The following is a 23,537-nucleotide window of genomic DNA, read 5'->3' on the forward strand; positions in this document are numbered from 1 at the left end:
CACCAGCAGACTCAATGATGACCCCACCGGATAGCGTTCGGGAACGCTATGAGACTCTGGTGGAACAGATACGCGCACATCGCGAGGCTTACTACCAGCAGGACGCTCCGCTGGTCCCCGACGCGGACTACGACGCGCTATTCCACGAACTGCAGCTGGTGGAGAGCCAATACCCAATACTCATGGGGCAGGATTCACCCACACTTGAGGTGGGCGGCGAAGTCAGCAGCGCCTTTGCGCCGGTCAAGCATGCAAGCCGCATGTACTCGCTGGAAGATGTTTTCACGCTTGAAGAGCTGGATGTCTGGCTCGAACGAGCCCAAGCGAATGCCACGAAGCTACGTCCCGAATCTCCGGTTAGCTGGCTGTGCGAAGTCAAAATAGATGGATTGGCGCTGAACCTGACCTATCGGGACGGCAAGCTCGTGCGCGCGGTGACCCGCGGGGATGGAACCACCGGGGAAGACGTCACGCACAACGCGCTGACCATCTCCGATATCCCGCAAGAACTCTCCGGGTCCGGCTACCCGCAAGAATTCGAGGTGCGCGGTGAGGTTTACATTGCCACCAAGGACTTCAACGCCTACAACGAGATGCTGATCGCCGAAGGAAAAGCACCGTTGGCGAATCCACGCAATGCCGCCGCGGGCTCGCTTCGGCAAAAAGACCCGCAGCAGACCGCCAAGCGTCCGTTGCGGATGTTTGTGCATGGGCTCGGACGCAGTCGGGACTTCTCGATGACCCACCAGTCCGAGGCCTATGAACTAATGCGCGGTTGGGGCCTTCCGGTCTCGCCTTATGGCCGCGTTGTTACCTCGCGTGCCGAGGTTACGGACTACATCGCCGAGAATGGCGAAAAGCGCCATGAGCTGATCCACGATATCGACGGCATTGTCATCAAGGTCGATGACCTGGCCACCCAGGAACAGCTCGGTTATACCTCCCGCGTCCCACGCTGGGCTGTGGCCTATAAATACCCGCCCGAAGAGGTCCACACCAAACTGCTCGACATCCAGGTGCAGGTAGGACGCACCGGACGGGTGACCCCCTTCGGCGTCATGGAACCGGTACTCGTGGCCGGATCCACTGTTGCCCGGGCAACCTTGCATAACCAGGAAGTGGTCAAGGCAAAAAATGTGCAGATCGGTGACACGGTCATCTTGCGCAAAGCCGGAGACGTGATCCCGGAGATCGTCGGCCCGGTCCTCGCCTTGCGCGAAGGCAATGAGGGCTTGCGGGACTTCGTGATGCCCACCGAATGCCCATCCTGTGGCCAGCCGCTGGCTCCGGCCAAGGAAGGCGACGTGGATATCCGTTGCCTCAACGCCGAATCGTGCCCGGCTCAGCTCACCGAACGCGTTGCCTACCTAGGCGGGCGCAGCGCCCTGGACATCGAGGCACTGGGCTACGAGGCAGCCGCGGCCTTGACCAGCGGCCCCGGAGAAGACCCAGCCACCCAGGGCGGTGTCATCCTCCCGGCGGGCCCCGGCCCGCTGCGCAATGAGGCCGAGCTTTTTGACCTGAAGGACAAGCTTGAACAGCTTTCCGAGGTCAAGGTGTGGCGGGAGAAGCGCGCCAAGGGAGAAGGCACCGGGGAATTTGAACTGGTGCCGTACTTCTTCACCAAGCCCACCGCCAAAAAGCCGTCGGTTGCCACGAAAGGCACCGAGAAGCTCTTTGACGAGCTGGAAAAAGCCAAGAGCAACCCGCTCTGGCGCGTACTGGTCGCTTTGTCGATCCGTCATGTGGGTCCCAATGCTTCGCGTGCGATCGCTACCCGCTATGGATCCATGGACGCGGTGCTAGCGGCCCTCGATTCAGCTAACGCGGTGGAGGAACTGAGCCAGATTGACTCGGTGGGTTCGATTATCGCCGAGGCGCTGGTGGACTGGTTCAAGGTTGACTGGCACCGTGACATCGTCGCCAGTTGGCAGGCCGCCGGGGTGAAGATGCATGACGAACAAGATGAAAACGTCCTCAAGCACCTAGAAGGCCTGGCCATTGTGGTCACCGGTACTTTGGAGAATTTCTCCCGGGACACCGCTAAGGAAGGCATTATCATCCGCGGCGGCAAGGCCACCGGAAGCGTGTCCAAAAAGACCGACTTCCTCGTAGCCGGCGAAGCCGCCGGGTCAAAGCTGGATAAGGCGCAGTCGCTCGGGGTGCCGGTATTGGACGAAGCAGGGTTTGTAGTACTGCTCGAGCAGGGCCCCGACGCGGCACGCGAAGTTGCATTGACAGCAAATCAAGGAGTCTAAGTGGAAAACAACAAGGCCGCACACGACCCGCTGGTGCTCGTAGCACGCCGCGCCGCGGCGGCCGGCGCCGAGGTGCTCTCCAAGCGTGACGTGGAAAGGTTCAACGTTGACGAGAAATCTGCGGCGGGAGACTGGGTCACCGACTTTGACCGGGCCGCCGAGGAAGCCATTCGTGCCACGATCATCACCACGCGACCTAATGACGAACTGACCGGCGAAGAGTATCCGAGTCGGAAGCCGAGCAATCCCAGCGGCTACCGCTGGAGCATCGACCCGCTCGATGGCACCACGAACTTTGTTCGCAACATCGCCTACTACTGCTCATCGGTGGGCGTGTGCCAGAAGCAGGAGGACGGAACCGATTTGTGGTTGGCGGCGGCCATTGTCGCCCCGGCCTTGCAAGTCGAATACTTCGCCGGCCGTGGACTGGGAGCTTGGAAGCATGATTTGCGTACCAAGAAGATCGCCAAGCTCGCCGGGCCGGTTGAATCCGACGCCAAGTTGTTGGGCACCGGTTTCGGCTATGACGCGCAACGCCGCGGCTTCCAACTCGGGGTCTTGGAGGAGCTTCTGCCTGATTTTGTGAATATCCGTCGAATCGGCTCGGCAGCACTGGATCTGTGTTTGGTCGCCGAAGGCTCACTCGACGCGTACGCCGAATTTGGCACTCAGGAATACGATTGGGCGGCCGGCGCTTTGATTGCCGAGGAAACGGGCACCCCGGTGGGTCGTCCCGTGGGATATCCGGGATGGCAGTACGCCGGACTTGTAGATACCGAGAAGCTGGTCAACCCCTAGCGCATCGCCTTGCAACGCAATGCTCTCGACCAACCAAGCTCAACCTGGCTCGGTCCGCCGCCCACAAAATGGACGGCGGACCGAGCCAGAAGTGTTTTGCGGACTATTATCCGAGCAGAGCTAGCTGGCTACTGAAATAACTGATCAATACGCCGACCATGACTCCACCACACACCTGGGAGGCGGTGTGCTGGCTGCTACGGATGCGCGACCAGGATAGCAAAGCAATGAACATTATTGCCGGGGCGAGGAAGGCATCTCCTGCGGAGATGTGAAGTACCACGTAGCAGCCCACGGCTAGATGTACCGAGACTTTCCACCATAAGTTGATCAAAGCCACCGTGAGTAGCCCCGCCAAGATGGACAGCACCTCGACAAACATTGTGGCGCTTGCCCCGAGCCAGCCGAGCAAGGCCAGTCCACAGAGGATCGACACCGCAGTCAGGGCAAAGATCTTATGGCGTTGGCTGCGTTGGGTGACGTGCAGATCGCTCACGCCGCCGCGGAACTTCGCTAGCACCAAAAATAGCCAAGGAATAATTATGGTGAACGTCGTGGCGGCTACCGCCTCAACCCAGGAGATCCCGTTGTGCCGCAAGGGCGTACCGATCAACAGCAAACCGACCAGCAGGACAGGCGAGAGGACATGCGAGACTACGAGCGCAATTTTGCCCGCCAGCGAATGGCTGGTCGCTGGGGGTTGAGTTTGTGTGGTGATAGGGAAGATCCTTGATCAGTGCGTCAGGCAAAACGGCTGCAGTTGTTCGGTCTTTTCAGACCACTTTAAGCTTAACGAGTAGTGGACTTAAAGTCTGCCCGGACCGGCAGTGCGTCAATTTCCAACGGACTAGTGGCTGCGAATTAACCATCCATTGAGGATCCGCGCCAGCTGAGAACTATCCATGCAGGAGAAAATCATTGCGCTGCCGGATAAGCCGGGGCAGGTACCAACCCAGGACCAACCTTTCGGCCAGCCATCCCAGGGGACCGAAAGGTGCGGCGAAACGTATCCGGTCAACCATCAGCGTCTCTCCGTCGAGTTCATGGAACTCGTGGACGTGATGGAAAGACTTAAACGGTCCGCGGAGCTGTTCATCGACGAACATTTCTGCGGATTTCATCTCGGTGATTTTCGTCGTGAGGCTAAACGGGAGCCCGAAATGTCGAGCCTTCCAGGTAACTTGTTCGCCGAGCGAGATGAGTCCACTTCTCACCCCGGCTATGGCTTGTTCTTGGGTGTTAGCCATGGAACCGCGGTGCAAATCGATGCTCCTCGAACGGTCAAAAAGTTCGGTTCGATCCATTGGAGTGCGAGTGACACATTCGAAGTAGACAGCCATACGCCCCAGTATTGCAGCTAGGTTTCGCAGGGCTGTGTTGAACCGGCTTAGTGCACTCGGAGATTCTCCAAGCTGATTCCCTCGGCTGCATCGTCATAGTAGGCACGCTTCTTCAAGCCCGCCGCGGCTGCCTCGTCGAGCACCACCACAGCATCCTGATGCAGCTGCAGTACGGACCCGGGGCACGAAGCCGACAACGGTCCTTCCACCGCCAACGCGATCGCCTCTGCTTTCGACTCACCGGTAGCCAGCAGCACCAGCCGCCCGGCCTCCAGCACCGTGCCAAGACCCTGGGTGACGCAATGGGTTGGAACATGCTCGATTCCGTCGAAGAACCGTGCATTGTCGATTCGAGTCTGCGCAGCCAAACGCTTGATCCGGGTCCGGCTACGCAAGGCGCTGCCTGGTTCATTGAAGCCGATATGGCCGTTGCTGCCGATTCCAAGGATCTGAACCTGGACGCCGCCGGAATCCTTGATCGATTGGTCATAGGCGCGTGCGTTGGCTTCGATTTCCTCTAAGGAATCGGCCATACCCTGAGGCGTGTGCAGCCCGCTGACCGGCATGCCGAAGGTGTTGCAAACCTCGGCGATGAGTGTCTGGCGGTAGGACAGTTCATGAGTGTCCGGAATGCCGATGTATTCGTCCAGCGCGAAGCCCTGGGCCTTGGAAAAATCTGCGCGTCCCTCGGCTACTGCCGCACTGAGCTCGCGATACAAACCAAGCGGCGAAGAGCCAGTGGCAACACCGAGCACGGGGTCTTTCCCTTTGCCGTGGTGAGCTAGTCCAGCGAGGACGTTATCTGCGGCGATACGGGCAACATGCTCCGCGGAAGAACCAATGAGAACGCGCAAGTCGTTCACTCTCCGATCTGTTAGTGGAAAATACTTCTAGTTGGGCAGGCCGCGAGCCGTAGGTCTAATCGTTGGATGTGAACCATCACGATGCCCTTTGCAGCACAAAAATCAATAAGTAAGTGGCCGATTCCTTGAGCGGAGTCCAAAATGCCGGCCGTGGCCGAAAATCATCCTAAAAACAACTGATTGGGCGCCGAATGGATTGCTCGGCCGAGTCCTCGGGCTGGGCGTTCACCACAGTGTGAATATCGAGGATTGCCGCGTGAACTGCGGCAACGCTAGTAAGTTTACTGGTTGCCGGCCCGAGATGGCAGCTGAACTAACTATTGTTGCTTCGAAAATCGGCTTGTTTCCCGTGCCGGCTTGGGAGAATTGCCTTGTCGACTTCAACCGGCATATGACTCGTCATTTACGATCAGAAGCATCGGTACGGCCTCACGCTGCAGAGCGAACTCTTCACGATTCGTTTATTGCCGGGCGGCCGAGCGGTGCAGGCCCAATAGTCGGCGAAGTGCCCTGCCGCAGCACCGCGAGCCGGATATCAATGGCAAACTAGAGGCACCATGTCTGAAGTTGATGATTGCAAAGCAGCCAAGGGCCAGTTGCGCATCGAATTGGCCAGCGCAGCCGATTACGAGCGCATCGGCGACCTCACCGTTGATGCGTACCTGCAGGCCGGGCATTTTGACGATCCGCAGCATGAGTACCTGCACTTTGTTCGCCAGGTTGCCCAGCGCGGTGCCCACTGCGATATTTTCGTGGCACGCAAAGACGGCCGGATCATTGCCTCGATGACCCTGATCCAAGCGGGCAACGAATACGCTGACGTTGCCCTCGAAGGTGAACTCGAAATCAGGATGCTCAGCGTGGATCCAACCGTGCAACGCGCTGGCGCCGGACGAGCCATGGTGCTGGCGGCGATCGAGCATGCCCGCCAGCTACCGGGGGTGCACGCCGTGTCTCTGACCACCGGTGGCCACTGGAGTGCGGCCCGGCGGCTGTATGAATCCCTAGGCTTCACCCACCGCCCGGAACGAGACTGGGTGGTTCCGGATACCGACATTCGCCTCGTGGTGTATGCGCTAGTGCTGGAAAGCTAAAGAATGTGCCTAATGCTGACTTGTGGCGAGCCTTTCTGGCTTGGCGCTCTCGCATTTGCATAGACTGGCGCCATGCGTCGTTTCCCCCGAAGTGCAGTCGCCCTGTCCATTGCAGCCCTCGTTGCTGGCTCTTTTACCGCCTGCAGCGCGGCGACACCGGATCCGAAGCCCGCGGCCGAGGCGCTTGCCGCCGCGCTTGGCTCCGGCGACTTCTCCGCGGTGCCACTGGCCGGAAGCGACGCCAGTGCGGCGGCGAAGAGCCTGGAAACCGCGTATGGCCCGATGGGGGACATCAAACGCAGCCACACGGTGCTCGGTGCCGCCGAAGACGAAGAGTCCCAAGATGGGGTGAAGACCGCCACCGCGACGCTGCAAACCACCTGGGACGTTGACTCCAGCGATACCGATCTGACCTATGACACCCAAGCGGTCATGGAATTTGATGAAGAGTCCGAGCAGTGGAAGCTGCGCTTTGATCCGAAGATTCTCGCACCAGAACTGGAAGCCGGCCAATACCTCGATGCGCGCTTCAGCGAAGCCGCACGCGGGCAGATCCTTGGCGGCAACGGCAACGCGCTGGTGAAGAACCGTCCGGTGGTGCGCGTGGGGATCGATAAGACCCGAGCAGAATCCGGCGAGTGGGAAGCCTCCTCACGCAACCTGGCAAAACTCGTGGGCATTGACGAAGATTCCTTCGCGAACCGTGTGGAAAAAACCGGTGCCAAGGCGTGGGTCCAGGCAATCGTATTGCGCGATGATGCGGACCGCGAAGTGACCGACGAACAGATTGCAGAGATTCCCGGAGCCCTCGGGCAACCCGATGAGATGCCGTTGGCGCCCACACGAGCCTTCGCCCGCCCGATCCTTGGAAGCGTCGGCCAGGCGACCGCCGAAATCATTGAAAAGTCCGAAGGGAAGATACAGGCAGGTGACCAAGTTGGTCTTTCCGGCCTGCAAGCCACCTATAACGAGTCCCTGGCGGGCACCGCCGGGGTAACGGTTTCGCGGTACAACGCGGAGCACGAACCGGTGGCCGAACTGCTGGGCACCGAGCCGGTGGCTGGCGAGGATCTCCAGCTTTCGCTGAATGAAAAGCTGCAGACCGTCGCAGAGTCCCTGGTTTCCGAATCCGATTCTGCTTCATCCATCGTGGCGATCCGGCCATCCGATGGCCAGGTGCTGGCGGCAGCTTCCGGGCCAGAGTCCAATGGGCTGAATACCGCGCTGAAGGGGCGGTACGCTCCAGGATCCGTCTTCAAAGTCATCAGCGCCTTAGCGATGCTCCGCGAGGGCGAAACCCCGCAGAGCCAGGTGCAATGCCCGGCGAGCACCGAGGTCGATGGCAAGAGCTTCAAGAACTATGACGGCTACCCCTCGGGTGCCGTGGGCACGATTCCGCTGGCCGAGGCCATTGCCGAATCCTGCAATACGGTATTCGTCAATGCAGGCAGCGAACTAGGTGCTGAATCCGTAGCCTCGGCCGCCAGCTCGCTGGGGCTTGTCGCCGAGGATGGCACCGGAGCCGAAGCATTTATCGGCTCCGTTCCGGATGCCTCGGAAGGAACCGAACTGGCTGCCAACATGATCGGACAGGGTGTGGTCGAAGCTTCCCCGCTGGGCATGGCCACAGTCATGGCATCAATCGCCCAGGGCAGCACCGTGCAACCACGGCTGGTGCTGGACCCCGAGCCGAAGGAACCTGCGCAGGCGAAGACCGAATTGACCGAATCCGAAGCCGGACAGCTGCAGGAAATGATGGCTGGGGTCGTGGACCATGGCACGCTGAGCGACCTGAAGTCGGTACCGGGAGCAAAGATCATTGGCAAGAGCGGCACCGCGGAATACGATGCGGAACGCAACGCGCACGCCTGGGTGATCGCCGCCCAGGGCGACCTCGCGGTGGCGGCCTTCGTCGAAGACGGCGACGGGGGAGCGCAGACCGCCGGTCCGCTGGTCGCCGATTTCCTCACCGGCGCCGGCAAGTAAGCCCGCCCGGGGTTCAGGGTCGCGCGGTGGCGAAGTAATCGCGGGCAAGGAGACCCATGATGAGCTGGTCATGAAACTTGCCTTGGTGGAAATACACCTCTCGTTCGCGGCCTTCGAGGCTGAAGCCGGCTTTTTCATAGGCCCGCAGCGCACGGGTGTTGAACGCCGCGACCTTTAAGCCAATGCGGTTCAGCCCCATCTCGTTGAAGCCGTAACCGGTCATCAGCCGGACCGCACGGGTGCCGTAGCCACGGTCCACGTGCTCCCCGCCAAGCATGATGGCAAATTCCGCTGCGCGGTGCGGCAGCGCGCCACCGGCGAGCGTGGCATGCCCAATGAGGTTGCCCTGCGGCTTTTCGAAGATGCTGAATCCGGCGTCCCCGCTGTTCGGCTTGTTCTCGCTCCACACGGCCAACATATCCATTACCCGCTGCGATGGCCTGGGCTTGGCGATCCTCTGTTGGAGCACCGCCCACTGCGGGTCATTCCACCACGCCGCCAGCTGGGCCAAGTCTTCTGGCTCCACCTCGCGCAGGCACACCCGTTCATCCTGTAACAGGGCTGCGCCGTAACTTTGGGCTTGGCTGGCCTGGTTCCACTGAGCATCGGTTGTCATGGATCCCATGCTAACGATATCCTCTGGCGGCACGGGCTCTGCAGGAAAAATAACATGCGCCTTGAGAGCCGCGGGCAACACGAGGGTCAAGCTCTTGTGCGCACGTCGCTGACTTGGCAGACTGAGCCCATGGGCATCGTCTACAACACCTCAATGTCGCCAACCAAAAATGAGTTGGTGTCCGCTTGGCTGGTCAAGCAGGACTTCTATTCTGGTCAGGGCGTCCCGAAACTTGAACATATCGGCGGATTCCGGCTCGAAGACCCCCAGGGGAAGGTCGGGGTGGAGCTGCGCATTTATGCGGATCATGCCGACACCTCCGAGGTGATTTACCATGTGCCCTTGAGCTATCGAGAAGCACCCCTCGAAGGCGGCGAGCCGTACCTGATAGGCATCAGCGAGCACGCCATCCTGGGGCCGCGCTATGTCTATGACGCGGCCGGGGACCCGGTCTTCAACGACCAGGCGCGCGGACTGCTCGCGGGCAAATCCATCCCGCAGCACCACACCGAATCATTTACCGACGATGCACGGATCACGCTCACCGGCGAGACCAGCGGGAAGCGCGCCGTCATTATCCGCAAGCCGGTGGCCGGCAAGGCCAGCGCCCCGGGAGTCATCGGCTTCTGGGAGAATGCGCTCGGCCAGGAGCTGAGCGGTTTGGTATTGCGCACAGCATAACGTCCGAAGGACTTTTGCGACCTAGTTGAGGGCGGGCAAGGGATAGACTTGTCTGTGAAACCCATCCGCCCACTTTAGGGAGATATATGTCTGCCATCAGCCGTGAGGACCTCGTGCACTTGTCACGATTGGCCCACATCGAGATGAGCGGCGCAGAGCTGGACAAGATGACCGGTGAGCTCGGCGTGATCGTCGATGCCATCGCATCCGTCAGCGAAGTCGCCTCCTCCGATATCCCAGCCACCAGCCACCCAATCCCGTTGACCAACGTATTGCGTGAAGACGTGGTGGGGCAGACGCTGAGCATCGATGAAGTTCTGCTCAACGCGCCTGACTCGGACTCGAACCGCTTCAAGGTCCCGGCAATTCTGGATGGTGAATAACCTAGTGTCAGATCTGATTCGTCTTTCCGCCACCGAGCTGGCAGCAAAGCTGCGCGCTGGCGATGTGACTTCCGTAGCCGCCGTCCAGGCTCACCTGGATCGCATCGCCGAAGTTGATGGTGCACTGAACGCCTTCCTGCATGTGAACGCCGAGGAAGCGCTCGCCGTCGCCGCCGAGGTGGACGCGATCCGCGCCGCCGGCGGAGCCGAAGCCGAAGCGCTGCACCCACTGGCCGGCGTGCCTATCGCCATCAAGGACCTGATCGTCACCAAGGGCCAGCCGACCACCGCGGCATCGAAGATGCTCGAAGGATGGATGAGCCCCTATGACGCCACCGTCATCGAGAAGATCCGCGCAGCGAAGCTTCCGATGCTGGGCAAGACCAACCTGGACGAGTTCGCCATGGGCTCCTCCACCGAGCACTCCGCCTACGGGGTGACGCGCAACCCGTGGAACCTGGATCGTATTCCCGGCGGTTCCGGCGGCGGCTCGGCCGCGGCCGTAGCCTCCTTCGAGGCTCCGCTGGCTCTGGGCACCGACACCGGTGGTTCGATCCGCCAGCCCGGCGCCGTCACCGGCACCGTGGGCGTGAAGCCGACCTACGGCGGGGTCTCGCGCTACGGCGCGATCGCCATGGCCTCCTCGCTGGACCAGATCGGCCCGGTCTCCCGTACCGTGCTCGACTCGGCACACCTGCAGGAACTGATCGGCGGGCACGATCCGAAGGATTCCACCTCGCTGCCAAAAACCCTCGAGGGCCTGGTGGCCGCCGCAGAATCCGGCGCCACCGGGGATCTCAAGGGTCTGCGCATCGGTGTGATCACCGAGCTGCAGGGCGAGGGCTACCAAGCCGGCGTGCAGGCACGCTTCGAGGAGTCCCTCGACCTGCTCAAGGGCGCGGGCGCGGAAATCGTCGAGGTTTCCTGCCCTAACCTGAAGTACGCACTGGGTGCCTACTACCTGATCATGCCCTCGGAAGTCTCTTCCAACCTGGCGAAGTTCGACGGGGTCCGCTTTGGGCACCGGGTGCTTCCCGAAGACGGCGCGCTGACCATCGAACGCGTGATGGGAGCCACCCGTGCCGCCGGTTTCGGCGACGAAGTCAAGCGCCGCATCATCCTGGGCACCTACGCGTTGAGCGCCGGCTACTACGACGCCTACTACGGTTCGGCGCAGAAGGTCCGCACGCTGATCCAGCGCGACTTCGACGCCGCGTTCGCGCAGGCCGACGTGCTGGTTTCGCCGACCGCTCCGACCGTCGCCTTCGAGCTGGGCGCCAACGACAACGACCCGCTGGCCATGTACCTCAACGACGTGGCCACCATCCCGGCAAACCTCGCCGGCATCCCGGGCATCACCGTGCCCGGCGGGCTGTCCGAGGACCTGCCGGTGGGCATCCAGTTCCTGGCTCCTGCCTTCGAGGACGCTCGCGTCTATCGTGCAGGTGCGGCACTGGAAGCACTGCTGGAAAAGAGCTGGGGGCACACCCTGATCTCGCAGGCACCTGCCATTGATTCCGCGTCGATCGCGCCAAAGGCCTAAGGGGAGCACATGTCTAACTACACCGATGAACTCGTCGACTTTGATGTGGCACTGGAGAAATATGATCCGGTGCTCGGCTTCGAGGTCCACGTAGAGCTGAACACCAAGACCAAGATGTTCTCGGACGCCCCGAATTCCTTCGGCGACGACCCGAACACCAACGTCACCCCGGTTGACCTGGGTCTGCCTGGCGTACTGCCGGTGGTCAACAAGACCGCCGTGGAGTACTCCATCCTGATCGGCCTGGCGCTGAACTGCCAGATCGCCGAGCGTTGCGGATTCGCGCGGAAGAACTACTTCTACCCGGACACCCCGAAGAACTTCCAGACCTCGCAGTACGATGATCCGATCGCCTTCGACGGCTGGCTGGATGTCGAACTGGAGGACGGGGAGATCTTCCGCGTGGAGATCGAACGCGCCCACATGGAGGAAGACGCCGGAAAGCTGACCCACATGGGCGGTGCCTCCGGACGCATCCAGGGCGCGGACTACTCACTGGTGGACTACAACCGTGCCGGAGTGCCGCTGGTTGAAATCGTCACCAAGACCATCGAGGGCGCCGGCAAGCGGGCGCCGGAGCTGGCGAAGGCCTATGTGGCTGCGGTGCGCGAAATCGTGAAGAACCTCGGGGTTTCGGACGCGAAGATGGAGCGCGGCAACGTGCGCTGCGACGCGAACGTTTCGCTGATGCTCAAGGGTGCGGACAAGTTCGGTACGCGTACCGAAACCAAGAACGTGAACTCGTTGCGCGCCGTGGAGCACGCCGTGCACTTCGAGATCGAACGCCACGCGGCGGTGCTGGACTCCGGGGCGAAGATCGTGCAGGAGACCCGCCACTGGCACGAGGACACCCGCAGCACCACCTCGGGCCGCCCGAAGTCGGATGCCGATGACTACCGCTACTTCCCGGAGCCGGATCTGGTGCCGATCGTGACCACCGCCGAATGGGTTGAGGAACTGCGTTCGCGTCTTCCCGAGCCGCCGGCAGATCGCCGCAAGCGGCTGAAGGCCGACTGGGGTTATGCGGATAAGGAATTCCGCGACGTGGTCAACGCCGGGGTGCTCGATGAGATCGAAGCGACCATCGCCGCCGGTACTTCCGCCGCGGTAGCCCGCAAGTGGTGGATGGGCGAGATTGCCCGTCTGGCCAAGGCGGCGGACAAGGAGATCGCGGATCTGGGTGTTACCCCGGAGACCATCGTTGAGCTGAACTCGCTGATCGCCGAGAAGAAGATCAATGACAAGATCGCCCGCCTGGTGCTCGAGTACGTGGTTGACGGTGAAGGCAAGCCAACCGAGATCGTTGCCAAGCGCTCCCTCGCCGTGGTCAACGACGACGATGCGTTGGGCAAGGCCGTGGATGATGCCATGGCCGCCATGCCGGACGTGGTCGAGAAGATCAAGGGCGGCAAGATGCAGGCCATCGGCGCCCTGATGGGACCGGTTATGAAGGCAACCCGCGGACAGGCAGATGCCGGCCGCGTACGCGAAATCGTGATCGAGAAGCTGGGTCTGTAAGACTCATCCTTCGTTACCCGAACGTCGAACCCCGAATTCCTTCCGAAGGAATTCGGGGTTCGACGTTTTTCCCGCAATCCACTCAGCGCGGATGCTCGCCCACCAGAGGGTGCCGTTCTTTGGAATGGCGAATCCTATAGCGTGGGCAGGAGCGGCGGGATAGTGGAGGAGAGCTTCGAAATTCAACCCGCCGGCACCCGCGTTGCCGGAGCCGGCTCCGACAGCCATTTGGCCTCAGGATGCAGCCAACGCGCGGGACGCGCGATTGAGGTTATGGGATTTAGTTCTTGCGCGAGTGGGGGTCCGGGGAATGGCCTTCGCCGCGGGCTAGGGAGTGTTCGGAAATGAGCGAACCAATGAGAAGGGTGCCTGCGGCGCATATTCCGGGCACATAGGATGCAAAGCCTGAAGCGCCGCCAAGTAGCCAATGAGCCACGGCAAAAACCGCAAATGCCAAAGCGAGGCAGAGGAGCAGGGACCCCCATTTAGTTTTTTCGCTCACGCCATCGCCTGGTGGTTCCGATTCGTTTTTGGCTTTTCCGTCCAAGCCAAACCAAGCAAGCATGCGACTCACGAAGCCCTTCTGTGCATGTCAGGTAGTTCAATCCAAGTTCAAACTGACTGGTTCCTATTAGAACTACCATCTTCACAATACGTTGCTTTGGCGGCCATGGCTATCGTCAATTTGGATGATTAAAATCCCTCTGAACGTGCGGTGCAAGGCTATATTCCATGGAATTATGCAGTCGGTGGAGTTAAAGTCCAGTGTTCGAACGCGCGGGGCAAGGGCGTGAAGGAGACTTGCCGGAGGCTCAGCGTCAACCGGCGAGCAGCAGGTCCCGGGTGATCTCGAGGTGTCCTAGATGCTGGCAGAACTCTTCCAATACGTGCAGCAGAACCCCCTGGCAGGTTTGTGCGAAGTATTCGTCCTCGCGGCCAGCTGGCAACGAAGCCGGACTGGCTTGCATCTCGGTCTGCGCCAAGTCGGCGGCGAATTCTGCACGCACTGCGGCAGCATGGGCCAGTGCTTGCACGGTGGGGAGGGTCGCGGTGAATTCGGCCGCTCGATCGCGGGGAATCGCTACCCCTAGATTCACCGTTGAAGACCAGCGGCGCATCATCCCGCAGCAGTGCACCAAGAGCTGGATGGGTGAGTTGCCGCCGGGACTCCCCGGGCGGGTATTGGGCAGTTCCTCCGGCAACTGGGCGATAATTTCGATAATCTGATCGAACTTTTCCAGGAGCAGCTGGACGAGGATCTGTTCGCTTGGTGAGTGGCTGCGCATGCAGTGATTCTAGCCTGCCCGAGGTCAGCAACTTGATGCTCTAGCGCCGGTACCTATAACCCACGATGCATCGAAGGTAGACTGCCTCGAACAACGACTTCAATGACCCTGGGCGTTTTCTAGAGAGTAGGCGAATCATGAGTGCTTGGCCGCGAATCGCCGCGTTGGCGATGCTCCTCCTGGCGATGGTGCTGTTGATCATCTGGCAGTGGTTGCCCGCATTGCTTCTGCTTCCCTCGGCCGGCGGACTCGTAGCCTGGGAGTCCCAGAATGCACGTACCCGCAGCAGCCGGAACAGCAACGGTGGATTAAAGTAAAACAACGTCTCGCCGAGCTTTTTGCTGGCCAAGTAATTGGGCGCGCACTCGGACGCAGCAACCCCATGTTTGCTGGTGGGTTCTAAGCTTTGAACCTCCGCCTTCGTTCCCAAAAACGCCTCTTTTCTTGTGTACTTATGATGAGTCAACGCGTTTGGTCGATGGCAAGGATTTTTGCGCGCGGCCCTCCTACTAAAGTATGAGTGTGTTGGCTTTGACTGCGTTTGCTACTCCTTAGTAAGGTTGCTGATTGTAGTTAGAATTGAATTAATTCGATCAAGTGAACCACCTTTAGTTTTGTGCTATATATCTTCGCGAAGAAAGCGGTGATTATCGAATAGCCAAAACTGATCAACGAAACAACGAGATGTTCACAGGGGACAGGCAATGCGTTCGACCAACAAAGCGTCTTTATTCGGGATGCTTCTCGGCTTTGCGCTGGGCACCGCAGCAGAAGCGATCCGCTACAACATCGGCGACCAGCGATCCTTCGGAGAAATGGCATTTTTTGTTATCTCAATGATGCTCATCGGTGCCATCGCCCCGCTGTGCAAGATGAAGAGCAAGAAGCGGAAAAGCAACGAAGGTAATGAAGGAAACTAGGCGCATTGCGCCCAGGCGATCAATTCTGTGATGGAGCGGTTCGCAATGGCCGCAGCAAACAAGAAATGCGAGAGCAGACGTTTACCGTCCGACTCGAAATAAGCGTCGGATTTGGCACCGGCTGAGGTTTCCGAAGCAATGGACACCTCGGCCAGTTTCACCGCCGATTTCATATCGGTGACGAAGGACAGCGGGTTCCACCACCGGGAGGGTCCTTCGCCGAGGATGCCTTGCACGTCGTATACCCAGGCGGTGCCCACACGGGTGCGGGGGCTACCTCACTGCTCGGGGATGGCCGTCCCAAGCGGAATGGGAACGGTCGCTTTGGCGGGATTGATTTAGCATGGAGCAATGACCTTCCAAGAAATGCCGGTTTCGGCTATGCCGGCGGCCGAAGTGTCTATTGACCGGGACCTGGTGCGCGAATTGATCCTCGCGCAGGCACGCCAGTGGGCCGGGAAGCCCCTGACGTATCTGGCCACCGGCTGGGATAATGAGGTTTACCGTTTGGGTGAAGACCTGTTGGTGCGATTGCCTCGACGTGCGCTGGCCGAAAAGATCGGGCACAAGGAGCGCAGATGGTTGCCTCGCCTGTCGTCCGACAGCGGTTTGGAGGTGGGGGCCGCGGTATTCATCGGCGAGCCGTCCGCGAACTACCCGTTCACCTTTTCGATCTGCCGGTACGTGCCTGGCATCAGCGCCGCGACGCTGGGGCGAACGCAACGTGATGCCTACGCACCGGCTTTTATCGACTACCTGCTGGCGTTGCATGGCCCGGCTCCGGAGGATGCGCCACGCAGTGAATTCAGGGGCTGCGAATTGCAAGCCGTGGACCGGCGCACCAGGGAGCAAATCTCCCAGCTTCCAGCGACGTACCGGCGTGGTGCGCAACGCATCTGGGAGCAGTCGCTGGAGGCCGAAGCCTATGGAGGGCCGCCACGCTGGCTCCACGGTGATCCGCATCCACACAATACGATTGTGACCACCGTTGCGGGCAGGGCCGAGCTGTCCGCCCTGGTGGATTTCGGAGATCTCTGCGCCGGAGATCCAGCTTCGGATTTGGGGATGCTGTGGATGCATTTTACCGAGGAGCCGCGGGAGCAAGCGTTGCAGAGGTACAGCGTCGATCGCGGCATGTCAATGAGGTTGCGCGCCCGTGGTTGGGCGCTGCGCTACGCCATGCTCACCGCGCCACTGGGCGCAGCCGATCCCTTGGGAAAAATCGGCCGGGATACCCTGAAGGTGCTGCTGAAGCCGTGAGCCTGCCGGGCCGGCAGATGCGCAAGTCTGCTGTACAGATGAAAGAATGATGAAAGCATTCCTAGACAAAAGGAATATTCTGGAAGAAAGGTGCCCCTGCCATGAGCCGTAGGACCGATCCGGCCCGCGCTCGGAATTTTGCGTCGGTGCTGCGCGAAACCTTCGCTTCTCCCGGGCGCTCACGCAAGGAAATTGCCGACGCAATCGGCATTAGCGCCGCCTCGGTCACGAGCATTGCCGCCAGCTTGCTGGATCACCAGCTGATTGCCGAGGCCGATGCGGTGGCCGCGGGCCAGGGCAGGCCCCGCGTTCCGCTGAGCGTGGACAGCGAATCGAACCTGGTCATGGGCATCCACCTCGGCCCGCGGGTTACCGGCGTGGTGTTGACCGGATTGGACGGAATCTCCAAGGCGTCGGTCCTCGTTCCGCACGCGGGACTGGATGCCGAAGCCTCGTTTGCGCTGATCATCGAACAGGCGAACCTGCTCATAGCCGAGCACGCCAAGGGGCGTCAGATCCTCGGGACGGGAGTCGCGACCGGTGGCATTGTCGACCGGATCAATGGCCGAATCGTCGAGAACCAGGGCGCAGGATGGAGTGAGGTTCCGGCGGTCAGCATGCTAGCTGACCTGCCCCAGCCGCTGATCTTGGATAACAATGCCAGAGCTGCGGCGCAATCCGAACTCTTTTACGGACATGGAGCCAGGGAATCAGATTTCCTGCTCATGGTGATTACCTCCGATCTCGGGGCGGTGCTGGTCAGCAATGGACAGATCCGTGCCGGATGGTCGCAGCATGCCGGGAACATTGCTCATCTGCAGGTCAGCGACGCAGGATATCCCTGTGCCTGCGGACGCCGCGGATGCCTGCAGGTGATGGCCACGGATGAAGCGACGGTGCGTCGCGCCCACGAGGCGGGGAGGCTGGACGTCAAGGACTATGGGGATATCGACCGGCTTTATGATGCCGGAGATGAGCAGATCCGCTCGCTGGTCACCGAACGGAACGGTTTTGTGGCGCACGCCGCCGCTACCGTATTCGACCTGCTTGACCCCGGGCTGCTGGTGATTGCCGGTACGCCAGCCGAGCGTCCCGAAACCCTGGCCGGGGTGCAGTCTGTCGTGGCCAGCCGGTCGTTGCAAGGACCGCTGGCCGCCCAGCGGGTGGTCTACTCCAGCGATCATGAGCTATCGCTGTCCATTTTTGCCGCCAGCATCATGGTTAACGAAGTGCTGAGCAACCCGCTGAGCTTCATCGAGCGGATGCACGCCGAGGCAATCCGCAAGTAATTTCATGCACAACTGTTGACATCATCCTCCTATCGTGTTTACTTTATTTCATAAAATAAATAAATGTGACGGCAGCCACTGCCTTGGCGCTCGTGCCCGGAATGCCGTAAATCAGGGAGGAAAAGGATGAAACAATCCAAGAAAATCGCGTTCGTTGCGGGGGTGGCCTCATTGGCGCTCCTCGCCACGGGATGCTCATCGTCGAGCACGGCCGCAACCGGCGCCGAAGGATCAGACGCGACCTTGACATTCATGTCGACGGAACCAAAAAGCATCACTCCGCAGAAGGAACCCGGAAGCCAGATCGGCATGGCGCTCTGCGCGAACCTGATGGAGGTCAACTCCCAGAGCCAGAAACTGGAGCCATTGGCCGCCAAGTCCGTCACCAGCCAGGACGCCAAGGTCTGGGACATCGAACTGCAGGACGGATGGACCTTCCACGATGGCACGCCGGTCACCGCACACTCCTTCGCCGAGGCCTGGAACGCGACAGCCACCGGCTCCAACGCCTGGCAAGGCAACGGTACCTTCGTCTCCTTCAAGGGCTACGAAGAACTGAACCCGACCGATGGCAGCAAGGCTTCGACCGAAAAGCTCTCCGGGGTGGAGGTTGTCGACGAAACCCGACTGAGGGTCACCCTGAATGCGCCGAACGCCGACTTCCCGAAGCTGTTGAGCACCAATCCGACCTGCCCCATGCCGGAATCCGCCTTCGAAGACCTGGACGCCTACGAGCAGTCCCCGGTCTCCAACGGCCCCTACAAGTTCATCTCCTGGGACCATAACCAACAGGTCGTCTTGGAGAAATGGGACGGCTTCAAGGGCGCCGAAGGATTCTCCGGCGGTGCGGACAAGCTGGTCGGCAAGATCTACACCGCGGTGGATGCCGCCTACACCGACATGACCGCCGGAAACCTCGACATGATCCGCAATGTGCCGGCGACTATGGTCGACAAAGCGAAGAACCAGCTGGGCGAACAGGCCCTCTACGAGGTGGAAACCGCCTCCAAGCAGCAGACGCTGCAGATCCCCGAATACGTCGAGGAACTGAAGTCCCCGGCATTGCGCCGGGCCATCTCGCTGTCCATCGACCGCGAAGCCATTGCCGCCTCGCTGCTCAAGGGCCATGCGCAAACCTCGGATTCGCTGGTGCCTCCGTCGCTGGGCTCCTATGTGTCCGGCTCCTGCGCCGACTGCGTCTTCGACCCGGAGCGGGCCAAGAAGATCCTGGCCGAGGACGGCGGGTTTGACGGCACGCTGATCATCGAGAGCAACTCCGCCTCGGACCAGCAGCTGGTCCAAGCGCTGACCAAGCAGATCCAGGACAATCTGGGCATCAAGGTGCAGCTGAAGCCCACCCTGGGCACCGAGCTTTCCGAACGCCGCAACAGCCAGAAGCTCGATGGAGCCGTGTTCGGCCTGTGGGGCTGGTCCTACATGTCGCCGGACCAGTACCTGAGCCAGTACGAGACCGGGGGAGACGGCAACACGGTGACCGGCTACTCGAACGACAAGGTCGACAAGCTGCTGCGTGCGGCCCGCGCAGAAATGGACGAAGCCAAGGCCGCGAAGCTCTACACCGAAGCCGAGGCGATCATCGTCGAGGATCTGCCGGCAATCCCGCTGTTCATCCCCACCGACTACGGACTGCAGTCGCAGTGCGCGCAGCTGAACGACGTCCAGGGAGACCTGCAGTACTACCGCGCCGGCTACGGCTGCTAGCAACGGTTCCGTTTGGCTGGTGCGGCCGCACGAAGATCTTGCGGCCGCGCCAGCCACCTATTGTGATGAGGGAGTACCCATGCTGGGCTATACCGTTCGGCGTATCGGGCAGATGATCCCGGTGCTGCTCGGCGCCACATTCATCATCTACGCGTTGACCTTCCTGATGCCAGGTGACCCGATTTCGGCATTGACCGGGGAGCGTCCCTTGCCGGAAGCCACCGTGGCGCAGATCCGCCAGGCCTACCATCTGGATGATCCCTTTTTCGTCCAGTACGGAAACTACATCCTCGGCGTCTTCCGCGGCGATTTCGGCATCGACTTCTTCGGCCGCCCGGTGCTGGGCCTGATCCTGGAACGCCTGCCAACCACGCTGGCCCTCGCCCTGACCGCATGGGTGCTCAAGCTTTTCATCGGCCTGCTCATCGGGGTCTACGGCGGGTTGCGTGCCGGGAAAACCGGGGACCACTTCGCACTGGTCTTCACGGTCCTGTTCATGGGGGTGCCGGGGTTCGTCATCGCGCTGGGCGCCCAAACCTACTTCGGCGTGCACCTGGGCTGGGTCGATCCGGCCGGCATCCGCGCCGGATGGCCGATGGCCTTCATCCTGCCCGCCCTGGTGATGGCGCTGGAGGCCGCCGCCGGCCTGGCCAGGCTGACCCGCACCTCGCTGGTGGACGTCCTGCGCGCCGAGTACCTGCGAACCGCGAAGGCCAAGGGCCTTACTCCGCGGCGCATCATCTGGGGCCACGCGCTGCGCAACGCCATGATCCCGGTGGTCACCTACCTGGGCCTGAGCCTGGCCGGGATGCTCGGCGGGGCAGTGATCATCGAGGCCATCTTCAATCTGCCGGGCATCGGCGGGCTGATGGTCTCCTCCATCAACAACAAGGAAGGCACCGTGGTGGTGGGCATCGCCACCCTGCTGGTGCTGGTCTACCTGGTCTTCAACCTCCTGGTTGACCTGACCTACGGCCTAATCGATCCACGGGTGAGAATATGAGCGCGACAAGCACAACAATCGGCCCCGGCGACGGCGCCCAGGCGGTGGACCGGGCCCCGGCTCCGAGCCGCGGCGCCCACCGGCGCTGGTGGCTGCGCCCCCGGCTGGCCATCTCCGGCACGATCGTGCTGCTGATGATCATCATGGCGGCCTTTCCGCAGCTGTTCACCGGATTCGGCGCCGGACCGACCGAGAACTGCGACATCATGCTCTCCAACCAGGCCCCGAGCGCCGCGCATCTCTTCGGCATCGACATCCAGGGCTGCGACTACTACACGAACGTGATCTACGGGGCCAGGGCCTCCATCCTGGTGGGCATCGTGGTCTCGGCCATCGCCTTCGCCATTGCCGCCCTGGTGGGCGCGATCGCCGGCTACTTCGGAGGCTGGGTGGACGCGGTCATTTCCCGCATCTGCGATATGGCCTTCGGCCTGCCGTTCATCCTGGCGGCGATCGTGGTGCTGCAGCTGTTCGGCCAGCGCAATATCTGGACCGTGATCTTCGCGCTGGCACTGTTCAGCTGGCCCGGCGGGGTGCGCTTCATGCGCTCCTCGGTGCTCGAGATCCGGCACCGCGAATATGTGCAGGCCGCCCGGCTGCTCGGCGCCGGCAACCGGCGCATTATCGCCAAGCACATCGTGCCCAACGCCGTCACCCCGCTGCTGGTGCTGCAGACCCTCGGGGTGGGCGGCATGATCTCCGCGGAAGCCGGGCTGACCTTCATCGGCATCGGGCTGACCCCGCCGGCGGTCTCCTGGGGATTGCAGCTGGCGGCCGCCCGCGACTACATCGACGCCGCACCGCACCTGCTGCTCTTCCCCGCGATCTTCCTGACCATAACGGTGCTCGGCTTCGTGCTCTTCGGCGAAGCGCTGCGCGACGAATTCGACCCGAAAGGAAAGTAATGAGGCAACCGCACCACGCCCCGCGGCCACTGCTGGAAATCCGCGACCTGCGCGTCCAGTTCGCCACGCCCCAGGGCACCGCGACCGCCATCAACGGCGTCGACCTGCAGCTTGCCGCCGGCCAGTGCCTGGGCATCCTGGGCGAGTCGGGATCCGGCAAGTCGGTGACCGCCCGGACCATCATGGGGTTGCTCGACACCCCTCCGGCCAGGGTCGCCGGCGGCGAAATCCTGCTCAACGGCGAAGACCTGCTGTCCATCGGCGCCAAACGCCGCCGGCAGCTGACCGGCCCGTGCATGTCCATGGTGTTCCAGGACGCGCTCAGCGCCCTGAACCCGGTGCATCCGGTGGGCCGGCAGATCGGCGAGCTGTTCCGGGTGCACCGCGGCTACAGCCGCAAGGCCGCGAAGGCCGCGGCCATCGAGATGATGGACCGGGTGCGCATCCCGGCCGCGGCCAGCCGGGTGAACGACTACCCGCACCAATTCTCCGGCGGCATGCGCCAGCGCATTGTCATTGCCATGGCGCTGGCCTTGGGACCCGAACTGCTGATCGCCGACGAACCGACCACCGCCCTGGATGTGACCGTGCAGGCCCAGATTCTGGAGCTGCTCAAGGAGCAGCAGGCGGAGAACAATATGGGCCTGATCCTGATCACCCACGATATTTCGGTGGTGCGCGAGGTCACCGACCAGGTAGCGGTCATGTATGCCGGACGGATCATCGAGCAGGGGCCGACCGCCCAGGTGCTTTCCGCGCCGCGCCACCCCTATACCCGGGGGCTCGCCGAATCCGTGGCCAGTGAAGCGCTCAAGGGTCACCGGCTTCCGGCGATTCCCGGCAGCCCGCCGGACCTGTTGAACATTCCCGTGGGCTGCTCGTTCGCCAACCGGTGTTTCCTGGCCGACGAAGCCTGCACCGCCGCCGTGCCCGCGCTGGAGGCCATCTCGGCCGGACGCCAATCGGCCTGTTTCCATTCCCAGGAGGTACCGAGTCATGCCGCATACAGCCACTGAGCCGCGGACCGGCAAGACAGCATCCGGACCGATTATGGAACTGCGCGATATCAGGATGCACTATCCGGTAGCCCGGCCGCTGCCCTTCGGAGCGAAGAAGGTGCTCAAGGCGCTGGACGGGGTGGACCTGCAGGTGCCCGCCGGGCAGACGCTGGGGATCATCGGTGAGAGCGGCTGCGGGAAGTCCACACTTGCCCGCATCCTCTCCGGGCTGGAAAAGCCCAGCGAAGGCCAGGTGCTCTTTGACGGGGTGGACATCAACGAGCTGCAGCGTGCCGAGCGTGCCCTGATGCGCCGGAACATCCAGCTCATCTTCCAGGATCCCTACGCTTCGCTCGATCCGCGGATGACCATCGAGCAGATCCTGCTTGAACCCTTCGAAATCCATCCCGATCTGGTGCCCCGTGCCCGGCGGCGGGCGAAGATCGCGGAGCTGATGGAATTGGTGGGGCTGAACCCGGATCATTTGAGCCGCTATCCGCATAACTTCTCCGGCGGCCAGCAGCAGCGCATCGGCATTGCCCGCGGCATTGCGCTGAATCCCCGGGTGCTGATCTGCGATGAGGCGGTCTCGGCCCTGGATGTGTCGGTGCGCGCCCAGGTGGTCAACCTGCTTCAGGATCTGCAGCAGGAACTCGGGTTGACCTTCGTGTTCATCGCCCACGACCTGCAGATTGTCCGGCATATCTCGGACAGCGTCGCGACGATGTATCTGGGCAAGGTGGTCGAATCCGGAAGCTACGACAGGGTCTATGAGCACAGCGCCCACCCCTACACCCAGGCGCTGCTCTCCGCGGCGCCCGAACTCCGGCAGGGTTCGAGCACACCGCGTGAATTGATCCTGCTGCAGGGGGATCCGCCCTCGCCCATCGACCCGCCGACGGGGTGCCGATTCCATACCCGCTGTCCCATCGCGCAACCCAGCTGCGCCGCCTCCGAGCCGCGGCTGGACCCGCTGCAGGGTGATCATGCGGCCCGCTGTTTCTTCCCCGGCCCGCTGAACCTCGGCTCAGGCTAGCCGCGCCGGCTTCATCCGGTCATCAAATATTTGCTGTG

Annotated in this window: 24 protein-coding genes; 18 read left to right on the plus strand and 6 right to left on the minus strand. The window is 61.7% G+C overall.

What is annotated here, in order from left to right:
• Positions 1-14: 14 nt before the first annotated feature.
• The gene (gene ligA, locus ACT3UQ_RS04130) at positions 15-2,258 is read left to right on the plus strand and encodes an NAD-dependent DNA ligase LigA (RefSeq protein WP_105553814.1); all 2,244 of its coding nucleotides are present in this window, start codon (positions 15-17) and stop codon (positions 2,256-2,258) included.
• Positions 2,259-3,056 carry an inositol monophosphatase family protein gene (locus ACT3UQ_RS04135; RefSeq protein ID WP_444636522.1) on the plus strand — a complete coding sequence of 266 codons (798 nt, stop codon included), beginning with the start codon at positions 2,259-2,261 and terminating at the stop codon, positions 3,054-3,056.
• Positions 3,057-3,162: 106 nt separating this feature from the next.
• Here ACT3UQ_RS04135 and ACT3UQ_RS04140 read toward each other — a convergent pair whose 3' ends face one another.
• From ACT3UQ_RS04140 to ACT3UQ_RS04150, 3 genes are all read right to left on the minus strand, one after another.
• Positions 3,163-3,675: a hypothetical protein gene (locus ACT3UQ_RS04140; RefSeq protein ID WP_146112477.1), complete on the minus strand. Its 513-nt coding sequence runs from the start codon at positions 3,673-3,675 to the stop codon at positions 3,163-3,165.
• Between the two features lie 277 nt (positions 3,676-3,952).
• Positions 3,953-4,360: an SRPBCC family protein gene (locus ACT3UQ_RS04145; protein WP_444636523.1), complete on the minus strand. Its 408-nt coding sequence runs from the start codon at positions 4,358-4,360 to the stop codon at positions 3,953-3,955.
• 83 nt (positions 4,361-4,443) lie between these two features.
• On the minus strand, positions 4,444-5,250 hold the full coding sequence (locus ACT3UQ_RS04150) for a glucosamine-6-phosphate deaminase (protein ID WP_105553931.1): 807 nt from the start codon (positions 5,248-5,250) through the stop codon (positions 4,444-4,446).
• A gap of 566 nt (positions 5,251-5,816) precedes the next feature.
• On the opposite strand from ACT3UQ_RS04150, the gene ACT3UQ_RS04155 reads away from it, so the two are divergent.
• Positions 5,817-6,353 (plus strand): GNAT family N-acetyltransferase, encoded by a 537-nt coding sequence (locus ACT3UQ_RS04155; RefSeq protein WP_105569885.1) that lies wholly within the window; start codon positions 5,817-5,819, stop codon positions 6,351-6,353.
• Positions 6,354-6,425: 72 nt separating this feature from the next.
• On the plus strand, positions 6,426-8,339 hold the full coding sequence (locus ACT3UQ_RS04160) for a penicillin-binding transpeptidase domain-containing protein (protein ID WP_105569886.1): 1,914 nt from the start codon (positions 6,426-6,428) through the stop codon (positions 8,337-8,339).
• Positions 8,340-8,352: 13 nt separating this feature from the next.
• On the opposite strand, the gene ACT3UQ_RS04165 is transcribed toward ACT3UQ_RS04160, so the two are convergent.
• The gene (locus ACT3UQ_RS04165; protein WP_181148482.1) at positions 8,353-8,955 is read right to left on the minus strand and encodes a GNAT family N-acetyltransferase; all 603 of its coding nucleotides are present in this window, start codon (positions 8,953-8,955) and stop codon (positions 8,353-8,355) included.
• A gap of 54 nt (positions 8,956-9,009) precedes the next feature.
• Between ACT3UQ_RS04165 and ACT3UQ_RS04170 the strand changes: the two genes are divergently transcribed.
• The 5 genes from ACT3UQ_RS04170 to ACT3UQ_RS04190 all read left to right on the plus strand — a co-directional run bounded on the left by ACT3UQ_RS04170 (position 9,010) and on the right by ACT3UQ_RS04190 (position 13,777).
• Positions 9,010-9,636 (plus strand): maltokinase N-terminal cap-like domain-containing protein, encoded by a 627-nt coding sequence (locus ACT3UQ_RS04170; protein ID WP_105719015.1) that lies wholly within the window; start codon positions 9,010-9,012, stop codon positions 9,634-9,636.
• 86 nt (positions 9,637-9,722) lie between these two features.
• Complete coding sequence (gatC, locus tag ACT3UQ_RS04175; RefSeq protein ID WP_096287501.1) at positions 9,723-10,019, plus strand: Asp-tRNA(Asn)/Glu-tRNA(Gln) amidotransferase subunit GatC; 297 nt, start codon at positions 9,723-9,725, stop codon at positions 10,017-10,019.
• Positions 10,009-11,562 carry an Asp-tRNA(Asn)/Glu-tRNA(Gln) amidotransferase subunit GatA gene (gene gatA / locus ACT3UQ_RS04180; protein ID WP_444636524.1) on the plus strand — a complete coding sequence of 518 codons (1,554 nt, stop codon included), beginning with the start codon at positions 10,009-10,011 and terminating at the stop codon, positions 11,560-11,562. Before gatC ends, gatA begins: the two co-directional genes overlap by 11 nt.
• A gap of 9 nt (positions 11,563-11,571) precedes the next feature.
• Positions 11,572-13,080 carry an Asp-tRNA(Asn)/Glu-tRNA(Gln) amidotransferase subunit GatB gene (gene gatB, locus ACT3UQ_RS04185; protein WP_444636525.1) on the plus strand — a complete coding sequence of 503 codons (1,509 nt, stop codon included), beginning with the start codon at positions 11,572-11,574 and terminating at the stop codon, positions 13,078-13,080.
• 427 nt (positions 13,081-13,507) lie between these two features.
• Positions 13,508-13,777 carry a hypothetical protein gene (locus ACT3UQ_RS04190; protein ID WP_146114017.1) on the plus strand — a complete coding sequence of 90 codons (270 nt, stop codon included), beginning with the start codon at positions 13,508-13,510 and terminating at the stop codon, positions 13,775-13,777.
• Positions 13,778-13,898: 121 nt separating this feature from the next.
• Here the strand turns inward: ACT3UQ_RS04190 and ACT3UQ_RS04195 are convergent, their stop codons facing one another.
• The gene (locus tag ACT3UQ_RS04195; protein ID WP_444636526.1) at positions 13,899-14,366 is read right to left on the minus strand and encodes a mycothiol transferase; all 468 of its coding nucleotides are present in this window, start codon (positions 14,364-14,366) and stop codon (positions 13,899-13,901) included.
• A 137-nt stretch (positions 14,367-14,503) separates the two neighbouring features.
• On the opposite strand from ACT3UQ_RS04195, the gene ACT3UQ_RS04200 reads away from it, so the two are divergent.
• Positions 14,504-14,683 (plus strand): hypothetical protein, encoded by a 180-nt coding sequence (locus ACT3UQ_RS04200; RefSeq protein WP_444636527.1) that lies wholly within the window; start codon positions 14,504-14,506, stop codon positions 14,681-14,683.
• 387 nt (positions 14,684-15,070) lie between these two features.
• On the plus strand, positions 15,071-15,286 hold the full coding sequence (locus ACT3UQ_RS04205) for a hypothetical protein (RefSeq protein ID WP_105649447.1): 216 nt from the start codon (positions 15,071-15,073) through the stop codon (positions 15,284-15,286).
• Here ACT3UQ_RS04205 and ACT3UQ_RS04210 read toward each other — a convergent pair.
• On the minus strand, positions 15,283-15,546 hold the full coding sequence (locus tag ACT3UQ_RS04210; RefSeq protein ID WP_444636528.1) for a hypothetical protein: 264 nt from the start codon (positions 15,544-15,546) through the stop codon (positions 15,283-15,285). The two genes, ACT3UQ_RS04205 and ACT3UQ_RS04210, sit on opposite strands and share 4 nt — an antisense overlap.
• 91 nt (positions 15,547-15,637) lie before the next feature.
• Between ACT3UQ_RS04210 and ACT3UQ_RS04215 the strand changes: the two genes are divergently transcribed.
• The 7 genes from ACT3UQ_RS04215 (at position 15,638) to ACT3UQ_RS04245 (ending at position 23,499) form a co-directional block, all read left to right on the plus strand.
• Positions 15,638-16,546: an aminoglycoside phosphotransferase family protein gene (locus ACT3UQ_RS04215; RefSeq protein ID WP_444636529.1), complete on the plus strand. Its 909-nt coding sequence runs from the start codon at positions 15,638-15,640 to the stop codon at positions 16,544-16,546.
• A gap of 101 nt (positions 16,547-16,647) precedes the next feature.
• Positions 16,648-17,835, plus strand: coding sequence for an ROK family protein (locus ACT3UQ_RS04220; protein WP_105553800.1), 1,188 nt, complete (start codon positions 16,648-16,650; stop codon positions 17,833-17,835).
• 126 nt (positions 17,836-17,961) lie between these two features.
• Entirely contained in the window at positions 17,962-19,557 is a 1,596-nt protein-coding gene (locus ACT3UQ_RS04225) for a peptide ABC transporter substrate-binding protein (RefSeq protein WP_444636530.1), read from the plus strand.
• A gap of 79 nt (positions 19,558-19,636) precedes the next feature.
• Positions 19,637-20,560, plus strand: a complete 924-nt coding sequence (locus ACT3UQ_RS04230; RefSeq protein WP_105553798.1) for an ABC transporter permease — start codon at positions 19,637-19,639, stop codon at positions 20,558-20,560.
• Positions 20,557-21,465 carry an ABC transporter permease gene (locus ACT3UQ_RS04235; RefSeq protein ID WP_105553797.1) on the plus strand — a complete coding sequence of 303 codons (909 nt, stop codon included), beginning with the start codon at positions 20,557-20,559 and terminating at the stop codon, positions 21,463-21,465. The genes ACT3UQ_RS04230 and ACT3UQ_RS04235 overlap by 4 nt, the downstream gene beginning before the upstream one ends.
• On the plus strand, positions 21,465-22,481 hold the full coding sequence (locus ACT3UQ_RS04240) for an ABC transporter ATP-binding protein (RefSeq protein WP_105553796.1): 1,017 nt from the start codon (positions 21,465-21,467) through the stop codon (positions 22,479-22,481). The genes ACT3UQ_RS04235 and ACT3UQ_RS04240 overlap by 1 nt, the downstream gene beginning before the upstream one ends.
• Complete coding sequence (locus ACT3UQ_RS04245) at positions 22,462-23,499, plus strand: ABC transporter ATP-binding protein (RefSeq protein ID WP_105553795.1); 1,038 nt, start codon at positions 22,462-22,464, stop codon at positions 23,497-23,499. The genes ACT3UQ_RS04240 and ACT3UQ_RS04245 overlap by 20 nt, the downstream gene beginning before the upstream one ends.
• Positions 23,500-23,537 lie beyond the last annotated feature (38 nt).

Source organism: Glutamicibacter sp. AOP12-B1-11 (genome assembly GCF_052379245.1).
GTDB lineage: Bacteria > Actinomycetota > Actinomycetes > Actinomycetales > Micrococcaceae > Glutamicibacter.